We start from the raw sequence: 19385 nt of genomic DNA, 5'->3' as shown, positions 1-19385 counted from the left end.
CGACCTGGGTATCCCGGGAACGATCCACGAGTGGAAGGGGATACCAGGATGGTCAGCATCGGCTACACCCTGATGAGCGAGCAGGCCGGGCCCAAGCACCTGGTCGACCATGCGGTACGGGCCGAGGCGGCTGGCTTCGACCAACTGGTGATCTCCGATCACTACTACCCCTGGCTGGACTCGCAGGGCCACTCCCCGTACGCCTGGTCGGTGCTCGGCGCGGTCGCCCACGCAACCTCCCGCGCGCAGCTGATGTCCTTCGTGACCTGCCCGATCCGCCGCTACCACCCGGCCGTGGTCGCGCAGAAGGCCAGCACGATCGGGGCACTCTCGGACGGTCGGTTCACCCTCGGCCTGGGCGCCGGGGAGAACCTGAACGAGCACGTGGTCGGCGGCTGGCCGCACGTGCAGCAGCGGCACGAGATGTTCGAGGAGGCATTGCAGATCATCCGGCCGCTGCTCAACGGGGAGACGCTCACCTTCTCCGGCAATCACTTCGACGTGCCCGACGCCTACATCTGGGATCGCCCCGAGCAGCCCGTGCCGATGGCCGTCGCCGCGTCCGGTCGACAGTCCGCGACGCTGGCCGCCGAGTACGGCAACGGCATCATCTCCACCGAGCCCGACCGGCACCTCATCGAGATGTACGACGACGCCGGGGGCGCAGGCCAGCCCCGCTACGGGCAGGTGGCCATCTGCTACGGCCCCGACGAGGCCGAGTGCCGCAAGATTGTGCACGACCAGTTCCGCTGGTTCGGGATGGGTTGGAAGGTCAACGCCGACCTGCCCGGCCCGGAATCCTTCGCCGCCGCCACCCAGTTCGTCCGGGAGGAGGACGTCGCCGAGGGCATCCCCTGCGGCCCCGACGTGGACGCGCACGTCGAGGCGTTCGGCAAGTTCGTCGACGCCGGCTTCACCCACGTGGCGATCGTCCAGGTCGGTGGGGAGACCCAGCCGATGTTCCTGGACTGGGCGCAGGAGCAGTTGCTGCCCCGGTTGCGGGCGTTGTGAGGTTGACGCCCGCCGCCCCGCACACGGCATTCACGGACAGGTAGCTCTCATGCGCTTCGGCAACACGGAGATCCGTCCGCTCGGCGGTGGCCTCGGCTGCCTCCTGATGATCCTCTTCTCGATTGTGGCCTCGGTGGTGCTCACCGTCCTGCTCAACCTGGTGCTCTGAGGCGTCCGGGCCGCAGCGCCGCCACGGTCAGCGGCGCAGGCCCAGGACGCCGAGCACCTCCCGGGAGGCCAACCGGGCCGGGTCGAGCACCGAGCGGCGGGTCCAGCGCGCCGCGGGCGCGACGGTGGCCCGCCAGGCCGCCCGCAGGCCGTGCGCCACCGGCACGACCGTTACCGACCAGGCCCACCGGACACCCCGCAGCAGCGGGAGCACGGTGTGCCGCCACAACCAGCGCAGCCCGCGCCCGAGCGGGCGCAACAGCAGTCGGCAGAGCAGCCGCAGCGCCCATCCGGCCGTCCGCCAGGCACCGACCACCGCGGCGACGACCAGCCGGCCGGACCCCACGACGACCCACCAGATCCCCCGGACCAGCCCGACGAGCGCGGCGCTCAGCGCCCCAACGAGCATGCCTACGCCCCGCCACAGCAGCCGTCCGGCGGGCGTGAGCACCGCGCCCACCCAACGCAGCGGCCGCAGGACCAGGTGTTCGGCGAGCCAGACCAGCACGCGCCCCAGACCGACGAGCGGCGGAAGCAGCACTCTGCGGGCCAACCAAAGCAGCGGCTCCCAGAACAGCCGCCGGACTGAGCGCCCCACCGCCGCCCCCAGAGCGACCAGCGCGGCGCACAGCCAGACCAGCGGGGCCCAGACCAACGTGCGGCCCGCCCAGGCGAGGGCGTACGCCAGCCACACCAGCGGACGCCAGATCAGGATGCGGGCCACCCACGCGAGGCCACGCCCCAGCCAGACCAGCGGACGCCAGATCAAGGTGCGGGCCACCCACGCGAGGCCACACGCCAGCCAGACCAGTGGGAGCCAGACGAGCCGGTGCAGGGCCCAGGCCAGCGGGGCCAGCAGCCACCGGCGCAGGAACCGGCCAGTCGGCCTGAGCAGGTGTCGGTGCGACAGCCGGCCGGCAGCCGCGATCAGCTCCCAGAGCAGGCGTACCGGCAGCACCACGACCAGCGCCACCGCGCGCGCGACGGCCGCGACGAGCGGGAGCGCGACGGCGGCCGGCTCCGCCGTGTCCGGGGCCCGCGGTTCACGGACCGGACGGACAACCGTCGGCGCGGCCGGTTGATCGATCGACGGCCCGGGCAGCGGCGAGCGGACAGTCAGGCGGTCGGTCACGGTGGGCACGGTAACCGGTCCGTGCCAAATCGTGGGGTGTCGGCAGTGCCATGCCGACGGGCAGCTTCAGCCGGCGTCCACCTCGAGCGTGGCCAGCAGCGGATAGTGGTCCGAGGCCGTGTCCGCCGCTCCGCCACGGAGCACCCGGCATTCCCGCAACCGCTGCGCCACCGCGTGGGTGCCGAGCAGGTAGTCCAGCCGCATACCGGCGAACTCGGCCCCGCCGAACCGGGTCGGCACGGTAAGTCCGTCGGCATCCGCTGCTGCGGCGTTGACCGACGGCCAGAGGTCGACCAGGCCGGCGGCGAGCAACCGGGCGATCGCGCGAGTGTCCACGGCACCGCCGGAGCGGCGCAGGTGCCGCCGCCGGTAGAGCGCCGGCATCCCGGCCAGCCGCTCGGTGTGGTCGACGGTCGGGTCGAGCGAGTTGAGGTCACCGGTGACCAGCGTCAGCGGCCCGGGGGCACGTCGCATCGCGCTGACCAGCCAGTCGACCTCCATCCGCCGCCGTCCCCCGGAGTACGGGTAGAGGTGGGTGCCGAGCACGGTGAACGGGCCGGCAGAGGTCGCCACCACGACGCGGGCGGCGGCGTGGTGGAACGGCCGGCGCAGCGTCGTCGCGTCGACGACCTGGTACGGCGGCCGGACCAGCACCGCCACCGGCTGCCCGAAGCAGGACCGGGCGAGGTGGGGTGTCATCCCCACCCGGCCCGCCACCGCCGCCATGAGCCCGCCACGGTCGAAGCCACGCAGCTCCTGCAGGGCCAGCACGTCCGGCGCCTGCTCGTCGACGACCTGGACGACCTGATCCAGCCGGTCGGAGCCGCCGCGATCCCGACCGCCGGTGCGGATGTTCCAGGTCATCACCCGCAGCACAGCGGCGCTCAGTCGGCTCGGCCGGCCCGCGCCAGCTCGTCGTCGAGGGTGTCCACGTCTTCCGACTCGATGGCCGGCTGGTTGCCGTCCTTCAGGTCTGCGTTTGGTCGGATGACGAGGTAGAGCAGCCCGATCCAGAGCGCGGACAGCAGGATCGCGCCCATGAAGTCGGTCGGGTGGTGCATGCCCCGGTACATCCGGGAGGTGGCGACCCCGGCCGGCATGAGCACGGCCAGCGCCACGAAGATCCAACGCCACCACCTGTCGGTACGCGGGAACACGATGACGGTGATGGCCAACCAGACGCAGATCGTGGCCGCGATGTGCCCCGACGGGAACGACGAGGTGGGCATCTGCCCGTCGAGGTTCTCCACCGCCGGGCGCGGCCGGTCGACGGCGCGGGCCGAGGCGAGGAAGAGGGTCAGCTCACCCACCATCGCCAGCACCACGAAGAGCACCGGCCGCCAGCGCCGCCAGACCGCCAGCATCAGCGGACAGAAGACCAGCGAGATGATCAGGATCGCGTGGGTGTCGCCGAACTTGCTCCACCACCAACTCAGGTCGGTCAACACGTCGGTGTGCCGCTCGGCGAACCACCGCGGCACGTCGGTGTCCAGGGTGTCGAAGAGGGTGCCCTTGGCGTGGTAGCTGACGTACGTGCCGAAGGCGTAGAGCGCCCCGAACACGAGCACCCAGCCGACCAGCAGCTCGGCCACCGCCGAGCGAGGGTGGGCCAGCACGTGCTCTTCGGCCGGGGCGGGGGCGATGTCGTGCCCGGCCTCCGGCTCAAGGCCCTCGGTCAGCGGCGGCACCTCGCGCCCGCGCTCGCGGCGCCACAGCCGGAAGGCGTACGCGGTGACGCCCAGCCAGGCTGCGCCGAGCAGCCAGCCGGCCAGCACATCCGAGATGTAGTGCACGCCCAGCGCGATCCGGGTCAGACCGATCAGCGCCACCAGCACGCCGGCACCGACGATCGCCGGCTTACGCCAGCGGGGCGCCATGGCCGGCAGGAAGACCAGCAGCAGGGCCCCGTACGCGACGAACGAGCCCAGCGCGTGCCCGCTCGGAAAGCTGTTGCCCGGGGCGCTGGCGATCGGCACGTCCACGACCGGGCGGAGCCGGCCGACAAGCGTCTTCAGCGAAGGGTCGAGGATCAGACCACCGACCCCGGTGATGATCAGGTAGACGGCCAGCCGTGGCTGTTTCCGAATCAGCAGCCCGACCACGGCGATGCTGACCAACCAGATCAGGATCGGCCGGCCACCCAGGTCGGTAAGCGCCTGCAGGACGGTGACCAGCGCGTGGTGCGGGGCGACGAGCCCGTTGAACCACTCGGCGCCCGCGTGGTCGGCGTCCTGCAACGGGCTCCACCGCACCCGGACGAGCAGCAACAGCAGCCCGAAAGCCACCCCGGCACCGGTGACGGCCACCAGACCGGCGATGCTCCGCTCGGCGAAATGACCGATCGGACGTCGCGCCACCTCTTTGACCGCGGTCACCCCGCACCTCCCTTGTCGCCTATGGCGAGGCGCTTTTACCCGATCCGCGTCCGTCGTACACGCCGGTGCTCCTAGAGCGCCGTCATGTCCCCGGTGTCGACGAGTTCGGCGCGGTCGCTGTCGGGCTCCCACAGATCCGGTTGAGCCGGCTCTTCCGCACCGATCCGCAGGGCTTCCAACTGGGCGGCGAAGGCCAGCCCTCCGAAGAGCGCCATCCCGGTCAGGTTGGCCCAGAGCAGCAGCGCCATCATGCCGGTCAGCGCGCCGTAGGTCTGCCCGAAGCCGTCACTGAACCGCACGTACGCGGCGAGCAGCAGACTGGCCATCCACCACAGGGCCGTGGCGATGCCCGCGCCGAACAGAAGCCAGGACAGGCCGGGCTGGTTGCGGCGCGGCGCCTGCCGGAACAGCACGGCGACGGCGAGGACGGTCAACCCGAGGCTCAGGGGGAAGCGGACCACGTCCCAGATGCCGTTGGCGAGCGCACCCCACTCGTAGTGCTTCCGCACCGAGTCACCCATCGCGCCGCCGCCGACCAGGATCAGGAAGCCGGCGAGGGCGGGCAGACCGGCGGTGACGGCCAGCACGGCGGCGCGGAGGTATTTCCGCAGCGCGGGGCGGTCCCGCTCGACACCGTAGATGCGGTTGGCGCCCCGCTCGATCTGCGCCATGGTGGTGGTCAGCGCGAACAGGCCGGTGAGCAGACCGAGGGTGAGTGCCAGCTCCCCGGCGTCCTCGACGCGTTCGCCCTCGCCGAGCAGCTCGGCGACCATCTGCGCGCTCTGGCCGGGGGTGAGCGCCAGGACGGTGTCGGCGACCACCTGGCCGCCCTCCTCGACGCCCAGCTCGCTGATCAGGCCGGTGAGGGCGATCAGGAACGGCACCACGGCGAGGCAGAGTTGCAGCGCGAAGGCCCGGGAGTGGCTGAACCCGTCGCCGTAGCGGAACCGGATGAAGGCGTCCCGCAGCAGGTGCCAGCCGCCCTGGCGGCGCAGTGTGTGCCAGGCGTCGTCGGCGGACAGCTCCTCGTCGGCCATCAGCCGGGTTTCCGGCACGATCCGGGTGCTACTCACGGCGCGCCTCCTCGATCAGCTGCTCGCCCCGCTCTCCGGCGCCTTGCGCATCGACGGCCAGGTCGGGGGCGTCGTCGGGTAGCGGGACGCAGAGCCAGAGCGACTGGGGCCGGATGTCGGCCCGCAGTTGCCGGCCCGGGGCGATGAGGTCGCCGTCCAGCTCGCGGGGCTGGGCCCGGTTGCTGGTGACCACCACGCGCCGGCCCCGGAACACCTCCATCTGCGGCACCTTCCCGCTGCGGCGGATCACCGCCCAACCGAGCGCGAGCCAGTGCCGCAGGTTGCGCGGAGTGAGCACGGCGACGTCGAGCCAGCCGTCGTCCGGCTCGGCCTCGGTCAGCAGGGTCACCCCGCCTTGGAGCCGGCCGACGTTGGCGATCAGGACCGAACGGGCCCGGCGGCGCACCGGCGGGCGGTCGTCGACGCGGATCTTCACCCGCATCGGCCGGTCCCGTAGGTGACGGGCGGCGCCCATGACGTACGCCGGCCAGCCGATGCGGGCCTTGGTGGTTTCGGAGGTGGCGGCGAGCATCTGGGCGTCGAAGCCCATGCCGGCCATCACGGTGAAGTACTGGTCCTCGACGGCGCCGACGTCGAGCAGCCGTCGCCCCCGCTCGATGGCTACCTGCAGCCCGGCGGCCAGGTCGGTGGAGAGCCCGAGGTTGGCGGCGAGCAGGTTGCCAGTGCCCTGCGGCAGCACCGCGAGGGCCACGTCGGTGCCGACCAGCGCGCTGACGCAGGACATCACGGTGCCGTCGCCGCCGCAGGCGAAGACCAGGTCGACGCCGTCCTTGACGGCCTGCTCGGTCTGGCCGCGGCCCGGGTCCTCGACGGTGGTCTCGTGCCACTGCGGCTCGGGCCAGCCGGCCGCGGTGAGGGCGTCGTTCACGATGCGGCGCAGCTCGTCGAGATCGTCGACCTTCGACGGGTTGACCACCACTGCGGAGCGCAGTCCGCCGTCGCCCCCCGAGGGCCGCCTGTCCTGTCCAGCATCCACGGGCGCCAGTGTGCAGCACCGGGGCGGCTTCAGCGACCCAGCCGGGGGCCCGCGTCGAAAGTCCCACAGACAGGTTTCAACGCGAGGGCACCCGTCAGGCCGCCGCCCGCAGTGCCAGCTCCACCCGGCGGCGCAGATCGTCGAGGTCGACGCCGGATTCGGTGAGCACCAGCGCGCCCAGCCCGTGGCCTTCCCGGAGCACCCCGAGCAGGATGTGCTCGGTGCCGATGTGGCGGTGGTGCAGGCGCAGCGCCTCCCGCAGGGACAACTCCAGCGCCTTCTTGGAGCGGGGCGAGAACGGGCCGCCGAGGTACCGCCGCCGCCGGCGACCCCAGCGGCTGCGCGGTGCCGGCACGGCCTCGCGCAGCGCGTCCGGGCCGAAGGACTGCTCGATGCGGGCCACGATCGCGGCCAGGTCGATGCCGATCTCCCGCAGGGCCGCCGCGTCCGCGTCGCCGAGGCCTGCGCCACCGCTGGCGGTATGCCGGCGGACGCGCTCGCGCAGGTCGTCGGCACGCACCCCGGCGTCGGCGAGCACCCGGCTGGCCAGGCCGGCGTCGTCGTCGAGCAGGGCGAGCAGCAGGTGCTCGGTGCCGACCGGCCGTTGGCCTTCGGCCCGAGCCTCCTCCAGCGCCCGTCGCACCACGCCGCGCGCCCGGTCGGTGAACCGTTCGAACATCACGCCTCCCAGGATGAATTGACGGCCGGTCGCCCGGCGTGCTTCTTGTGCACCGCCTGCCGGCTGACCTCGAGCGCGTCGGCGATCTCCTGCCAGGACCAGCCCTGTCGACGGGCGTTGTCCACCTGGACCACCTCGAGCCGCTCAAGCAGCCGGCGCAGTGCGCGGACGGCACGTAGCCCGACCCGAGGGTCGGTGCTGCCGGCTGCCGCCGCGAGTTCTGTCGCCTGACTCATGTCGTCAACATACGTTGACAGCGCCACTCGTGTCAACCCCAGTTGACGAGCATCGAGGAAGGCGGGACGGGCTTGGTGTGGGTTTTCAGCGGAGTTGACCCGTTCTCACTGGATCTGATCCGCACCTGATCCGTTCTCACGGAACTTGATCCGCCCGACTGCGTGTCGCCGTCCGGGTCGTCGCTTGCCCGGGGTACAGGCTGAAGTCCCGAGATCGGTACACCATCTCCAGAACTGATGGGTAGGTCAGGTTCCGGGTTGAGCCGCCGCAGACGTAACACTGAGTAATGAACGCCACGCAGGCTGGGTGCGCGCCCACCGCGGCATGAGCGGATGGCGAGGGGTTACTCAGGCATCAGGCCGGTCACCATGTCGCGCAAGGTCCGGTCGAGGCGGTTCCCGTCGCCACGCTCTAGTGCGTTCAGGATCGGTTCGCTGTGCAGGGTGGCGAGGAGGACGTGGGCGAGCATGTCGGCGTCGAGGTCCGGCCGCTGCTGGTGGACCAGTTGGCTGATGTGGCCGTGCCAGGACCGGTAGACCGGATGCGCCTCGCGCGGTTCCTGTTCCGGCGCGGCGGTGACGGGCGCCGCGGGGCCGAGGGCGGCGAGCAGGCCCTTGTTGCGGGCGACCAACTCAACCACAGCAGTGAGGAAGGCCAGGAGTCGTACGCGCGGCGGGGCGCCCTGACCCAGCGGCGGCGGGCCGGCGTTGATCGCGATCTCCAGGTCTTGCGCGCGTTCCAGCATGAGTGCGCGCATGAGCCCGTACCGACTGCCGAAGCGGTGGAACACCGTGCCCTTGCCAACGCCGGCTGCCGCGGCCACCTGTTCCATCGAGATCTGCTGCGGGTGATGCCGGGTCAGTAGTTCCTCGGTGGCGCGCAGGATGGCCGTGCGGTTGCGGACCGCGTCGGCGCGGAGGCGTTCGGGCTCGGTCATGACGCTCCTCGACAACTGGACCAGCGGTCCAGTAGCATTCTGAACTGAAGTTGACTGTCGGTCCATTTTAAGTGAGGGGTGGCCATGCGACGCGTCCGGTACTACGAGTACGGCGGGCCAGAGGTACTGACCGTCGAGGACGTCGACCAGCCGGTCCCGCAGGCGGGGCAGGTACTGCTGCAAGTCGAGGCGATCGGCGTCAACTTCGTCGACACCCGGTTCCGCCGTGGACCCGGCAGCGGCAGCATCTTCCAGCGCCCGCTGCCTGGCCGGCCGACCGGTGACGTCGTCGGCACGGTCACCCGGGTGGGCCCCGGCGTCGACCCGCAGCTGGTGGGCCGACGGGTTGCCGCGCTCGCCGAGGACGCGTACGCGGACTTCATCATCGCCGAAGCACAATGGCTCGCCGCCGTCCCTGACCACCTCGATTCCGGTGACGCCAGCATGCTTGCCATGAGCGCCCCCGTCGCCCTGCGGATCCTTCGCGCCGCGCCGCTGAACTCCGGCGACACCGTCCTGATCCATGCCGCCGCCGGCGGCATCGGGCACCTCGCCGTTCAACTCGCCAAGCTCCTCGGCGCCGGCACCGTCATCGGCACTGCCCGATCATCACGCAAGCTCGACTTCGTACGGACCGTCGGTGCCGACGTCGCCATCGACTACGCACAACCTGACTGGCCCGACCAGGTCCGCGCAGCCGCCCCGGATGGTGTCGACGTCGTCCTCGACGCGGTCGGTGGACCGGTCCTGCAATCCAGCCTCGACCTACTTGCGCCGTTCGGCCGCGCCGTGGTCTATGGCGCCGCGACCGGAGAACTTGAACAAATCCCCGTCGTCAAGCTCTTCGCGCTGCGATCCGTTACCGGCTTCAACCTCACCGCCTGGCGACATGCGAACCCAGACCAGGCGCGCCACGAGATGGACGAGATCGCCGACCTTTTCGCGGTAGGCCAACTGCGCACCACCGTGCACGCCAGCCTCCCACTCACCCAGGCCGCGACCGCCCACGAACTCATCGAGACCCGCTCTCACACCGGCCGTATCCTGCTACTCCCAACGGCGTCCACACCCGAGAACACACGCTCATAGGCATCCGCACATCGTCAGAGCCTGGTGGCGCTGCGAGGTTCGACGCCCGCCTCGCTGTCCGGGTTCGTGGTCGGGTACGTCGGCCCGATGTCCTCGTGCACATAGCCGATGTGCGGACGTTCACATGGGTGGCATGGACGCCTTGGGTGCAACTGCATGAGAGCATCAAGATCATGGAGGTCAGGACCGGAACCGCACAGGACACCTTACGTGTCGCCAGCCTGCACACCGACAGTTGGCAGGCAGCGTATGCCGGCCTGATGCCGGCCAGCTACTTGGACGGCCCGCTGCGGGACCAGCAGGCATGCATGTGGAAGAGCCGGTTGACGCCTGCGGCTCAGCGCGATGGCGACACGGCTGGCGGCCACCTGCTGATCGCCGAGCACGGCATGGACCTACTCGGCTTCGCCTACCTCATCCCCGGCCACGACGGACGGATCCTGCTCGACAACCTGCACGTCGATCCGGCACACACCGGCGGTGGTATCGGGCGCTGCTTGCTACGGCACGCCTTGACCTGGGCCGCTACCACTCGCCCTGGCCAATCTGTGTATCTGGAAGTGCTACGCGACAACACCCGCGCGACAGCCTTCTACGCCAAGGCGGGCGGGCACGCCACAGCGGCCCGCCTGGCGCGCTTCCCCACAGGGTTCGAGTTGCCCGAGATCGAGTACACCTGGCATGCAGACGCCATCAACGCCTACGCTACGGGGCACTGAGACGACCCGGACGCGGAGCAATCGGGCGCCCTGGATCACCTTCGCTGAGAACCGACAACCGCGTTCCCGTCCCGTTGCCGCCTGGGCGGATGGTGCCTGGGTCTAAGCGCGAGGCGGCCGTGGGGTGTCCTGGGCGAGGGATTCGGCGAGGAGCCGCCAGATCTCAGCGGCCAGCGCCATGTTGCCGTTGCCCTGGGCCTGTTCGGCGAGGCCGCGCAGGCCGGCGATTGCTTCGTCGCGTGCGCCGTCCTGTAGCAGGAGCCGGTTGCGCAGCACGTCGAGTTCGATGCGGTGCTGGTAGGGCAGGAGCGGGTCGAGGTGGTCGAGCTGGTCGAGCATCGCGCGGGCTTCGGCGGTGCGTCCGGTCTGCATGGCGAGGTGCGCACGCAGGGACAGCAGCTCTTGTTCGATGGCGGGTGTTCCGGCCAAGGGGAGGCTGGCCTGGACTTCCTCCACGCGGCGGTGGGCGGCCTCGGTGTCCGGCGGGGTGGTTTCCAGGTTGAGTTTGGCCGCGCTGATCCGCAGGCGCGTCCACAAGGTGGGATTGTTCCGTCCGTCGAACCCTCGCACGGCCTCGCCGAGCAGCTCGGCCGCGGCGGCGGGCTCACCCTGGCGGAGCCGGATGCTGGCCGCGGTCCAGAGCGCCTCGGCCCACAGCGTGTCTGATCGGCCCTCGACGAGGCTGAGCAGTTCGTCGGTGTGCCGGCTGGCCTCGGGCAGCCGGCCGGCCTCAGCCAGCGCGGACACCACGGCCAGCAGGACGTTCGCCATGACATAGGGGGCCAGCGCGTTGTCCTTGGCCAGCCGGTGAGCCGCCAGCGCGGTGTCGACGGCGGCCGGGACCTCGCTGGTGGACCGCAGGCAGCGGGCCAGCTCGGCCAGCGCCCTGGCCTGCAACTCGGGCAGTCCGAGTTGGTCGCTGAGGGTGGTCAGCTCGTCCAGGCAGGCCCGCTGCTCGGCGTACTCCTTGCGGTGCCGGCGCCAGTCGGCGACCCGCCACAACGCCTGCCAGCGCAGCAGGGGGTCCTCGCCCTCGGCGGTGGCCAGCGCACCGGACAGCAGCTCGCCCGTCTCGTCAGCGCCGAGGCCGGTGGCGATGGTGAGGCTGCGCGCCAGTGATGAGGCGGTGGACTCCTCCAGCTCGTCGGTGCTGACGCCGAGCTGGCTGGCCAGGTGCGCCAGCGCGCGTTCGGTGGGCTGCCGGGCCCCGGACTCCAGCCGCGACAGGTAGCCAGTCGACATGCCGTCGCCGGCGAGCGCGCCCTGGGTCAGGCCCCGCTCGATCCGCAGTTGCCTGAGCCGGCGGCCGAAGGCTGGTTGCTCCACCACATCCCGAGCCTAGCCGGCTTGCCTCAACCATGGCAACAGACCCTGACTTAAGGAACCTCATTGGCAAATCCTGTTGGCAAACTATTGCCAACGCGCTGGCAAGTATCGTAGCGTTCTGGGCATCGCAACCGAGCACGACACCCAGGAGCAAGTGATGAGCAAGAAGACCCTGATCTCCGGCGCCAACGTGGCCACTTCGGCCTGGACCGGCATGATTCCGGTCGACGACACCGCGCTGGCCGTCGCCGACACCGGCGGCCCCGGCATCCCGGTGGTCTACCTCAACGGCCAGTTCGCCACTCAGGGGTACTGGCGGCGGGTCATCGCCGAACTCGGCCCCGACTACCGGCACATCACCTACGACGAGCGGGCCCGCGGCAAGAAGTCGAAGCGTTCGGCGGACTATTCCTTCGAGGCCGCCGTCCGGGATGTCGATGCCGTTCTCGCCGCCAGGGGCGTGGACCGGGCGCTGCTGGTGGGCTGGTCCTACGGAGCGTTCCTCGGGGCACACTGGGCCAGCCGGAATCCGGAACGTGCCCTGGGTGCGGTCCTGGTCGACGGCGCGCAGCCGTTCGACTGGCTCGACGAGGCCATGGAGCAGCGGATCCGAAAGACGTTCAAGCGGTTGAACCTGTTCATGCCGCTGCTGCGCCCCACGGGCCTGACCCCACGGATGAGTGCCGAACAGATGGCGAACAGCAACATCGAGATCGGCAGACTCGCCCGCGAGCGCGAACTGGGCCCGGTGCTGGACAACATCGCCGTCCCGGTGCGCTACGTGGTCGCCTCGGGGACGTCCTTCGGAAGCAAAGGTGATGAGCAGGAACGGATCCGCGCCAGCCTCGATGCGGTGACTGAGCGCAACCCAAACATCAAAATCAGCGCGAAGGTCCCCAGCAACCACGGCGCGATCCTCAAGAAGGACTTCTCGGCCATCGCCGAGGCCGTACGCGAGACGGCAGCGGCGGCCCACGACCGGCAGGGTTCGTCGAGCCGATGACCGACGGGCTCACGATCGGTCCGGCGGCGCGTTCGCCGGTGCCGCCGGCAAACCCCACAAGAGCGCCACCGACGGCAGCGTCGCCCGGCCTCCGCGACGCGGCGTCCTTGTGGGGCTGGCCGCCCCAGATCCGTGTGAGTAATCAGTGAGCGCTCGAACTAGTAGTGGTTGTCGATCGGCTGGCGCGCCTCGTCGAACAGCGCCGGTCCCTCGTAGCGCACCGGGGGCAGCGGCGGGGTCGCCGGTTTGACCTCCTCGAACTGCTCGCTGGACAGGGCGTACACCACCCGGCCGAGACCGGACCGGTCGATCGCGGTCGCGCACATCGGGCAGGGCTGGCAACTGGTGAACATGGTGGTGCCGGCGGCCACGTCGGGGGCGAGTTCCCGAGCGGCCCAGCGGGCCAGCTTCAACTCCGGGTGGGCGGTGATGTCCGAGTCGGAGACCACGGTGTTGTGGTCCTCGATCAGGACGGTGCCGTCCGCGCCGACCAGCAACGAGGCGAACGGCCGTTCGCCGGACGCCCCGGCCTGGCCGGCGAGCACCACGGCGCGGCGGAGAAACTTCTCGTCGTCGGGGGTCATCGGTCCCCCTGGGATTTGTGGTACGCGGCCACGGCCGCAAGTGTCCGCCAGGCGCGTTCGGGCTGGCGGATCTCGGTCAGGTCGCCGTTGAACGGATCGAGCACCACCGTCTCCGCCCCGAGCAGACGGATCCGGTCGATGTCGCCGATGATCTGGTCGATGGTGCCGACACCCGCCAGCCGGTCCGGGTCAGTCACCGGTTCAGGGGTTTCCCGCAGTGCGATGCGCGGCATCAACGCGGGCACCGGGCGATCCAGTTCGTCTGCGATGGCCTTCAGCCGTCCGGCGGCCTCGGCCAGCCATCCGGGCGTGAACCGCAGCGGGTGCCAGGCATCACCGAGCAGTACCGCCCGGCGCATGCCGGCGTCACTGTTGCCGCCGACCCAGATCGGGATCGCGCCCGTGTCGTAGTCGTCGGTGTCCTGCCAGGCCTCGCGCATGGCGCGCAGGTACTCGTCGGTCAGCGCGCCGCGCCGCCGGAACGGCACGCCGAGCGCCTCGAACTCCTGCCGGGCCCAACCGACACCGACGCCGAGGACGAGCCGGCCGCCGCTGAGCCGGTTGAGGTTCGCCGCCATCCGGGCGGTGAGCAGCGGGTGCCGGTACCCGACGATGAGCACGGTCGTGCCCAGCCGGACCCGGCGGGTCACCCCGGCCAGCCAGGACAGCGTGGTGAACGGCTCGTAGAAGGGCGCCGGATACTGCTCGGCCACGTCCGGGGTGACCGCGATGTGGTCGGAGACCATCAGCAGGTCGAAGCCGAGACCCTCGACCATCTGCGCCCACTGTCGCAGCATCTCGGGGTCGGTACCCGGCCCGAAGTTCGGTACGTTTACGCCAATTTGCACGGGCATTACGCTATCCAGCGTGGACCGGGTGTGTGAACACCGTGATCCCTGCCTTCGTTGACCTTTGCCGTGGATCCGTCGGTAGATTGGCCCGATGGCCGAGAATCTTGACGCCGTCGATTGGTCCATCCTGAACGAGTTGCAGGGCGACGGCCGCCTGCCGATCACCGAACTCAGCCGCCGGGTGAACCTGAGCGCGTCGGCCACCAGCGAACGGGTGCGGCGGCTGGAGGCGATCGGGGTGATCAGCGGCTACCGCGCCGACGTCGACCTCCCGAAGGCCGGCTTCGCCGTGCTCGCCGTGGTGAGGCTGAAGTATCCCGGCAGCCGGCACGAACCGCTGCACCGGCTACTGGATCGACGGTCGGAGATTCTGGAGTGCCTGCGCACCACGGGAGACGACTGTTACGTGCTGAAGGTGGCCGCGACGTCGATGGCGCACCTCGAAGAGATCGTCAACGAACTCGCCGGTTTCGGCAGCACCACCACCAACGTGGTCTACAGCGCCACCCTGCCCTACCGCGGCCCGCGCCTGACGCCGCCCCGTTAGACGCCGACGGCCGCTCGTGGTGCCGACAAACCACTCGACGCCCGCTGCTTCGACCGGCTGAGGAACGGGACGCACGCCGCTCCGATGAGACCCATCGCGATCGCGGTGTTGGCCATCCACAGCATGGATTCATCGGCGTTGGAGAAGCCGACGAGTATCCCGATGTTGACGCCCCAGTGCAGGACGGTGGACACGAGGACGCGAGCCCACCATGGGCGTCCAGTCGTGACAGCCCGGCGGCGGCACAGAGTGGGGCGAGGACCCCTCGCCTGGTCGTACGCGGGTAGGGCAGGCGGCCTCGCCAGATGGCGCGCCGCCGAGAACCCACAACCGGCCCACAAACGTGACCATCGGACTACCCTCGGTCAGGGATAGCTTGGTCGTGCCGGGCGCGACGCCCGGGAGGTGATATCGATGGCCGTACCCGCCGACGCTGCGGTGCTGGTCGGCCTCGGCTCGGACCTCGACCTTCCGGTCGTCGAACAGGCCGCGCAGGAAGCCGCCGCGCATGGCCGACCCCTGCACCTGCTACACACCTTCGACTGGCACGCGGCCTTCGCTGCGGACACCGTCGCCGCGCCCCGCAACGAGGCCGAGGATCTGATCACCCGGGCCGCCCAACTCGCCCACCAGGTCGAGCCGGAGCTGACCGTCGGCGGTGAAATCGTCGAGAGCGCCATGCTGGCCACCCTCATCCGCCGGTCGGAGGGGGCCTTCCTACTGGCCGTGGGCGACAGTGGGATGGCCGGCAGCGGCCAGTGCGTCCCGGCCGACACGCCTGCCGTGCAGTTGGCGGCGCGGGCCGGTTGCCCGCTGTTGGTGGTCCGGCGCGAGCCGCCGCCGCAGGGCCCGGTGCTGGTCGGGGTGGACGGCTCGCCCAGCTCGCACCTCGCCCTGCAGTGGGCCATGGAATGCGCGGGCCGAAGGGGCGCCCGACTGCTGGCGCTGCGCGTGGTGGAGTACGACGAGGACACCGACGCGGTCGCCGAGCAGCTCAGCGAGGCCCTGGCCCGGCACACCGGCCGCAACAGCTCGGTGCCCACCGAAAGCCGTGTCGTTCGCGGGGACCCCGGTCAGGTGCTGATCGACACGTCGCGCACCGCGCAGATGACGCTGGTCGCCGCCCGCGGCGACGAACCGGCACGCGCCATGCTGGGCGCGGTCGCCCAATCCCTGCTCTATCACTCCCCCGCCCCGGTGGTCGTCGTCCGTGGCCTGGCCGAGGTGCCGCTGACCGGGCCCGACGCCCGGCCGGTGCGGGACCAACGGCCCTGACCCGGGGCGTTCCCAGCGGCGAAGCTGGACGTCGGCCATCCCACCCCAACCCGCGAGAGGCAGCATGATGAACACCGCTCTCGACGTGCACCGCGCCCTCACCGACGACGAACTTCGCCGGCTGGACGCGTACTGGCGGGCCGCGAACTACCTCACCGTCGGGCAGATCTACCTGCTGGGCAACCCGCTGCTGCGGGAGCCACTGACCCCTGACGACATCAAGCCTCGGCTGCTCGGGCACTGGGGCACCAGCCCCGGGCTCAACCTGATCTACGCCCACCTCAACCGCATGATCGTGGCGCGTGACCTCAACGCCATGCTGGTCACCGGCCCCGGCCACGGTGGCCCGGCCATCGTGGCCAACACCTGGCTGGAGGGCACCTGGTCGGAGCGCTACCACGACGTGGCGCGCGACGAGGTCGGCATGTCCAAGCTCTTCCGCCAGTTCTCCTTCCCGGGCGGCATCCCCAGCCACGTCGCCTCGGACGTGCCGGGTTCGATCCACGAGGGCGGCGAGCTGGGGTACGCGTTGAGCCACGCCTACGGCGCCGCGTTCGACCACCCGGATCTCGTGGTGGCCTGCGTGATCGGCGACGGCGAGGCGGAGACCGGCCCGCTGGCCGGAAGCTGGCTCTCCAACGTCTTCCTCAACCCGGCACGCGACGGTGCGGTGCTGCCCATCCTGCACCTCAACGGCTACAAGATCGCCAACCCGACGGTGTTGTCCCGGATCCCCGAGGCCGATCTGATCGACCTCATGCGGGGTTCGGGCTACCAGCCGTACGTGGTGGCCGGTGACGACCCCGCCCAGGTGCACCGCATCCTCGCCGCGACGATGGACCGCACGCTGGACGAGATCGCCGAGATTCAGCGGCGTGCCCGCTCCGGTGGTGTCATCGAACGTCCCCGCTGGCCGATGATCATTTTGCGGACGCCGAAGGGCTGGACCGGCCCGAGCGAGGTCGACGGCGTCCAGGTGGAGGGCACGTACCGCGCCCACCAGGTGCCGCTGTCCGGGGTCCGCGTCAACCCCGCGCACCTGGCCGAGTTGGAGCGATGGCTGCGCAGCTACCGGCCGGAGGAACTGTTCGACGTGACCGGCGCGCCGGTGGACGAGTTGCGGACGCTGCCGCCCCGCGGTGATCGACGGATGAGCGCCAACCCGGTCACCAACGGTGGAGTGGTGCTGCGCGACCTGGCCCTGCCAGACTTCCGCGACTACGGCGTGGAGGTCCCCGAACCGGGCAAGCCGATGGCCGGCGCGACCGGGGTGCTCGGGCCGTGGATCCGCGATGTCATCAGCGCCAACCCGGAGACCTTTCGACTGTTCGGCCCGGACGAGGTCGCCTCCAACCGGCTGGGTGCCGCGTTCGAGGCGACCGACCGGGCCTGGGTTGCCGCCACCGTGCCCGGCGACGACCACCTCTCACCCGACGGCCGGGTCATGGAGGTGCTCTCCGAGCACCTGTGCCAGGGCTGGCTGGAGGGCTACCTGCTGACCGGCCGACACGGCGTGTTCACCAGCTACGAGGCGTTCATCCACATCGTCGACTCGATGCTCAACCAGCACGCCAAGTGGCTGAAGGTGACCCGCGACATCCCTTGGCGGCAGCCGATCGCCTCGCTGAACTACCTCCTGTCCAGCCACGTCTGGCGCCAGGACCACAACGGCTTCTCCCACCAGGACCCGGGCTTCATCGACCACGTGGTCAACAAGAAGGCCGAGGTGGTGCGGGTCTATCTGCCGCCGGACGCCAACACCCTGCTCGCCACGATGGACCACTGCCTGCGCAGCCGGCACTACATCAACGTGGTGGTGGCCGGTAAGCAGCCCGCGCCGAACTGGCTGACGATGACCGAGGCGATCCAGCACACCCGCCGTGGCCTGGGGATCTGGGAGTGGGCCAGCAACGACTGCGGCAGCGAGCCGGACGTGGTGCTCGCCTGCTGCGGGGACGTGCCCACCCTGGAGACGTTGGCCGCCGCCGAACTGCTGCGCCAGCACCTTCCGGAGCTGAAGGTGCGACTGGTCAACGTGGTCGACCTGATGCGACTCCAGCCGGACACCGAGCACCCGCACGGGCTGACCGACAGCGAGTTCGACACCATCTTCACCGAGGACCGGCCGATCATCTTCGCCTACCACGGCTACCCGTGGCTGATCCACCGACTCACCTACCGCCGTAGCAACCACGAGAACCTGCACGTGCGCGGCTACAAGGAGGAGGGCACGACCACCACCCCGTTCGACATGGTGATGCTCAACGACCTGGACCGCTTCCACCTGGTCATCGACGTCATCGACCGGGTGCCCGGGCTGGCCGCCCGCGTCGCGCACCTGCGCCAGCGGATGGTCGACGCCCGGCAGGCGGCCCGCGACTACACCCGCCAGTACGGCGAGGACGACCCACAGGTCGCCGAGTGGCGCTGGGTCCGCGAGACCGACCCGATCAACCCCTGAGGAGGACGACGTGCGTGACGCGGAGATCCTGGTCGGCTACGACGGCTCCACCGACGCCTCGCTGGCCGTGGACTGGGCGTTGGAGGAGGCTCGGCACAGCGGCCAACCGGTGCGGCTGGCGTACGTCTTCGAATGGCTGACCGTGGCCGGTTGGGTCGGCCCGGGCGTGGCCCCCGGGGTCTGGCCGGACGAGACCGCCCGCCGGCAGGTCGAGGACCTGGTCCGCAAGGCCGCGGCGGAGGCCACCGCCACGCACCCCGGGCTGACGGTCACCGGCGAGGTGTACGACGGTCCACCGGCCCTGGTGTTGCAGGAACGCTCGGCCGAGGCCGGGATGCTGGTGCTCGGCAGTCGGGGCCACGGCGGATTCGGAGGCCTGCTGGCCGGGTCGACCGCCGTGTCGGTCGCCGCGCACGCGCACTGTCCGGTCGTGGTGGTCCGAGACGGGGCCGCCACCGCTCCGGTCGACGCGTCGACCGGCCCGGTGGCGGTCGGCGTGGACGGCTCGGAACCGTCGCTGGTGGCGCTCGGCTTCGCGGCCGAACGGGCGGCGCAGCGGCGGGTGCCGTTACGCGTCCTGCACGCCTGGACACCGGGCCCCGGCGGGGCGGCCGGGGTGCCCGACGAACGGGCGGCGGTGGAACAGTCGGTGCAACCGTGGCGGCGGACGTTTCCCGAGCTGGACATGACCGTCGACCTGACACCGACAAGCCCGGCGGCGATGCTGATCGAGGTGAGCCGCGACGCACGGCTGGTGGTTGTCGGCAGCCGGGGGCGGGGCGGGCTGGCCGGGATGTTGCTCGGCTCGGTCAGCCAGCAGCTCATCCAGCACGCCAACTGCCCGGTCGCAGTGGTCCGGGAACGCTGACCACGGCGCTGGCGGAGGCCGCCGCCGATGCTGCCGGTGGCGCCGACCTGACC

20 protein-coding genes are annotated in these 19385 nt (G+C 70.8%); 8 read left to right on the top strand and 12 right to left on the bottom strand.

The window, feature by feature from the left end:
- Nucleotides 1-48: 48 nt before the first annotated feature.
- Nucleotides 49-1011 (top strand): TIGR03557 family F420-dependent LLM class oxidoreductase, encoded by a 963-nt coding sequence (locus ACLQ28_RS13005; protein ID WP_425686478.1) that lies wholly within the window; start codon nt 49-51, stop codon nt 1009-1011.
- A gap of 196 nt (nt 1012-1207) precedes the next feature.
- On the opposite strand, the gene ACLQ28_RS13000 is transcribed toward ACLQ28_RS13005, so the two are convergent.
- The 8 genes from ACLQ28_RS13000 to ACLQ28_RS12965 form a co-directional block, all read right to left on the bottom strand.
- Complete coding sequence (locus ACLQ28_RS13000; RefSeq protein WP_425686477.1) at nt 1208-2311, bottom strand: hypothetical protein; 1104 nt, start codon at nt 2309-2311, stop codon at nt 1208-1210.
- Between the two features lie 66 nt (nt 2312-2377).
- Nucleotides 2378-3187 carry an endonuclease/exonuclease/phosphatase family protein gene (locus ACLQ28_RS12995; RefSeq protein ID WP_425686476.1) on the bottom strand — a complete coding sequence of 270 codons (810 nt, stop codon included), beginning with the start codon at nt 3185-3187 and terminating at the stop codon, nt 2378-2380.
- Between the two features lie 8 nt (nt 3188-3195).
- Nucleotides 3196-4686, bottom strand: a complete 1491-nt coding sequence (locus tag ACLQ28_RS12990; RefSeq protein ID WP_425686475.1) for a phosphatase PAP2 family protein — start codon at nt 4684-4686, stop codon at nt 3196-3198.
- Between the two features lie 71 nt (nt 4687-4757).
- Nucleotides 4758-5759 (bottom strand): YihY/virulence factor BrkB family protein, encoded by a 1002-nt coding sequence (locus ACLQ28_RS12985; RefSeq protein WP_425686474.1) that lies wholly within the window; start codon nt 5757-5759, stop codon nt 4758-4760.
- The gene (locus ACLQ28_RS12980; RefSeq protein ID WP_425686473.1) at nt 5752-6756 is read right to left on the bottom strand and encodes a diacylglycerol/lipid kinase family protein; all 1005 of its coding nucleotides are present in this window, start codon (nt 6754-6756) and stop codon (nt 5752-5754) included. Before ACLQ28_RS12980 ends, ACLQ28_RS12985 begins: the two co-directional genes overlap by 8 nt.
- A gap of 94 nt (nt 6757-6850) precedes the next feature.
- Nucleotides 6851-7435 carry a Clp protease N-terminal domain-containing protein gene (locus tag ACLQ28_RS12975; RefSeq protein WP_425686565.1) on the bottom strand — a complete coding sequence of 195 codons (585 nt, stop codon included), beginning with the start codon at nt 7433-7435 and terminating at the stop codon, nt 6851-6853.
- Nucleotides 7435-7671: an HTH domain-containing protein gene (locus ACLQ28_RS12970; protein ID WP_007457155.1), complete on the bottom strand. Its 237-nt coding sequence runs from the start codon at nt 7669-7671 to the stop codon at nt 7435-7437. The genes ACLQ28_RS12975 and ACLQ28_RS12970 overlap by 1 nt, the downstream gene beginning before the upstream one ends.
- A gap of 344 nt (nt 7672-8015) precedes the next feature.
- Nucleotides 8016-8609 carry a TetR/AcrR family transcriptional regulator gene (locus tag ACLQ28_RS12965; protein WP_425686472.1) on the bottom strand — a complete coding sequence of 198 codons (594 nt, stop codon included), beginning with the start codon at nt 8607-8609 and terminating at the stop codon, nt 8016-8018.
- A gap of 84 nt (nt 8610-8693) precedes the next feature.
- Between ACLQ28_RS12965 and ACLQ28_RS12960 the strand changes: the two genes are divergently transcribed.
- Together ACLQ28_RS12960 and ACLQ28_RS12955 are read left to right on the top strand one after the other, a co-directional pair.
- The gene (locus ACLQ28_RS12960; RefSeq protein WP_425686471.1) at nt 8694-9698 is read left to right on the top strand and encodes a quinone oxidoreductase family protein; all 1005 of its coding nucleotides are present in this window, start codon (nt 8694-8696) and stop codon (nt 9696-9698) included.
- Between the two features lie 146 nt (nt 9699-9844).
- Nucleotides 9845-10417 carry a GNAT family N-acetyltransferase gene (locus ACLQ28_RS12955; protein WP_425686470.1) on the top strand — a complete coding sequence of 191 codons (573 nt, stop codon included), beginning with the start codon at nt 9845-9847 and terminating at the stop codon, nt 10415-10417.
- Between the two features lie 102 nt (nt 10418-10519).
- On the opposite strand, the gene ACLQ28_RS12950 is transcribed toward ACLQ28_RS12955, so the two are convergent.
- A complete protein-coding gene (locus ACLQ28_RS12950; RefSeq protein WP_425686469.1) occupies nt 10520-11746 on the bottom strand; it encodes a helix-turn-helix domain-containing protein in 1227 nt (408 codons plus the stop codon).
- Nucleotides 11747-11900: 154 nt separating this feature from the next.
- On the opposite strand from ACLQ28_RS12950, the gene ACLQ28_RS12945 reads away from it, so the two are divergent.
- Nucleotides 11901-12746, top strand: coding sequence for an alpha/beta fold hydrolase (locus ACLQ28_RS12945; protein WP_110566221.1), 846 nt, complete (start codon nt 11901-11903; stop codon nt 12744-12746).
- A gap of 158 nt (nt 12747-12904) precedes the next feature.
- Here ACLQ28_RS12945 and ACLQ28_RS12940 read toward each other — a convergent pair whose 3' ends face one another.
- Together ACLQ28_RS12940 and ACLQ28_RS12935 are read right to left on the bottom strand one after the other, a co-directional pair.
- The gene (locus tag ACLQ28_RS12940; RefSeq protein ID WP_425686468.1) at nt 12905-13330 is read right to left on the bottom strand and encodes a nucleoside deaminase; all 426 of its coding nucleotides are present in this window, start codon (nt 13328-13330) and stop codon (nt 12905-12907) included.
- Nucleotides 13327-14178 carry an LLM class flavin-dependent oxidoreductase gene (locus tag ACLQ28_RS12935; protein WP_425686467.1) on the bottom strand — a complete coding sequence of 284 codons (852 nt, stop codon included), beginning with the start codon at nt 14176-14178 and terminating at the stop codon, nt 13327-13329. The genes ACLQ28_RS12940 and ACLQ28_RS12935 overlap by 4 nt, the downstream gene beginning before the upstream one ends.
- 94 nt (nt 14179-14272) lie before the next feature.
- On the opposite strand from ACLQ28_RS12935, the gene ACLQ28_RS12930 reads away from it, so the two are divergent.
- Nucleotides 14273-14728 (top strand): Lrp/AsnC family transcriptional regulator, encoded by a 456-nt coding sequence (locus ACLQ28_RS12930; protein WP_425686466.1) that lies wholly within the window; start codon nt 14273-14275, stop codon nt 14726-14728.
- Here the strand turns inward: ACLQ28_RS12930 and ACLQ28_RS12925 are convergent.
- The gene (locus ACLQ28_RS12925) at nt 14725-14922 is read right to left on the bottom strand and encodes a hypothetical protein (protein WP_425686465.1); all 198 of its coding nucleotides are present in this window, start codon (nt 14920-14922) and stop codon (nt 14725-14727) included. The genes ACLQ28_RS12930 and ACLQ28_RS12925 overlap by 4 nt on opposite strands.
- A gap of 220 nt (nt 14923-15142) precedes the next feature.
- Between ACLQ28_RS12925 and ACLQ28_RS12920 the strand changes: the two genes are divergently transcribed.
- From ACLQ28_RS12920 to ACLQ28_RS12910, 3 genes are all read left to right on the top strand, one after another.
- The gene (locus tag ACLQ28_RS12920) at nt 15143-16003 is read left to right on the top strand and encodes a universal stress protein (RefSeq protein ID WP_425686464.1); all 861 of its coding nucleotides are present in this window, start codon (nt 15143-15145) and stop codon (nt 16001-16003) included.
- 67 nt (nt 16004-16070) lie between these two features.
- Nucleotides 16071-18464: a phosphoketolase family protein gene (locus ACLQ28_RS12915; RefSeq protein WP_425686564.1), complete on the top strand. Its 2394-nt coding sequence runs from the start codon at nt 16071-16073 to the stop codon at nt 18462-18464.
- Between the two features lie 10 nt (nt 18465-18474).
- Nucleotides 18475-19332: a universal stress protein gene (locus ACLQ28_RS12910; protein WP_425686463.1), complete on the top strand. Its 858-nt coding sequence runs from the start codon at nt 18475-18477 to the stop codon at nt 19330-19332.
- The last annotated feature ends 53 nt before the right edge of the window (nt 19333-19385 follow it).

Origin of the sequence: Micromonospora sp. DT201, from assembly GCF_049841575.1 — a bacterium.
GTDB lineage: Bacteria > Actinomycetota > Actinomycetes > Mycobacteriales > Micromonosporaceae > Micromonospora.
Note: the sequence above shows the minus strand (reverse complement) of the source record. Positions and strands in the feature narration are given on the sequence as shown.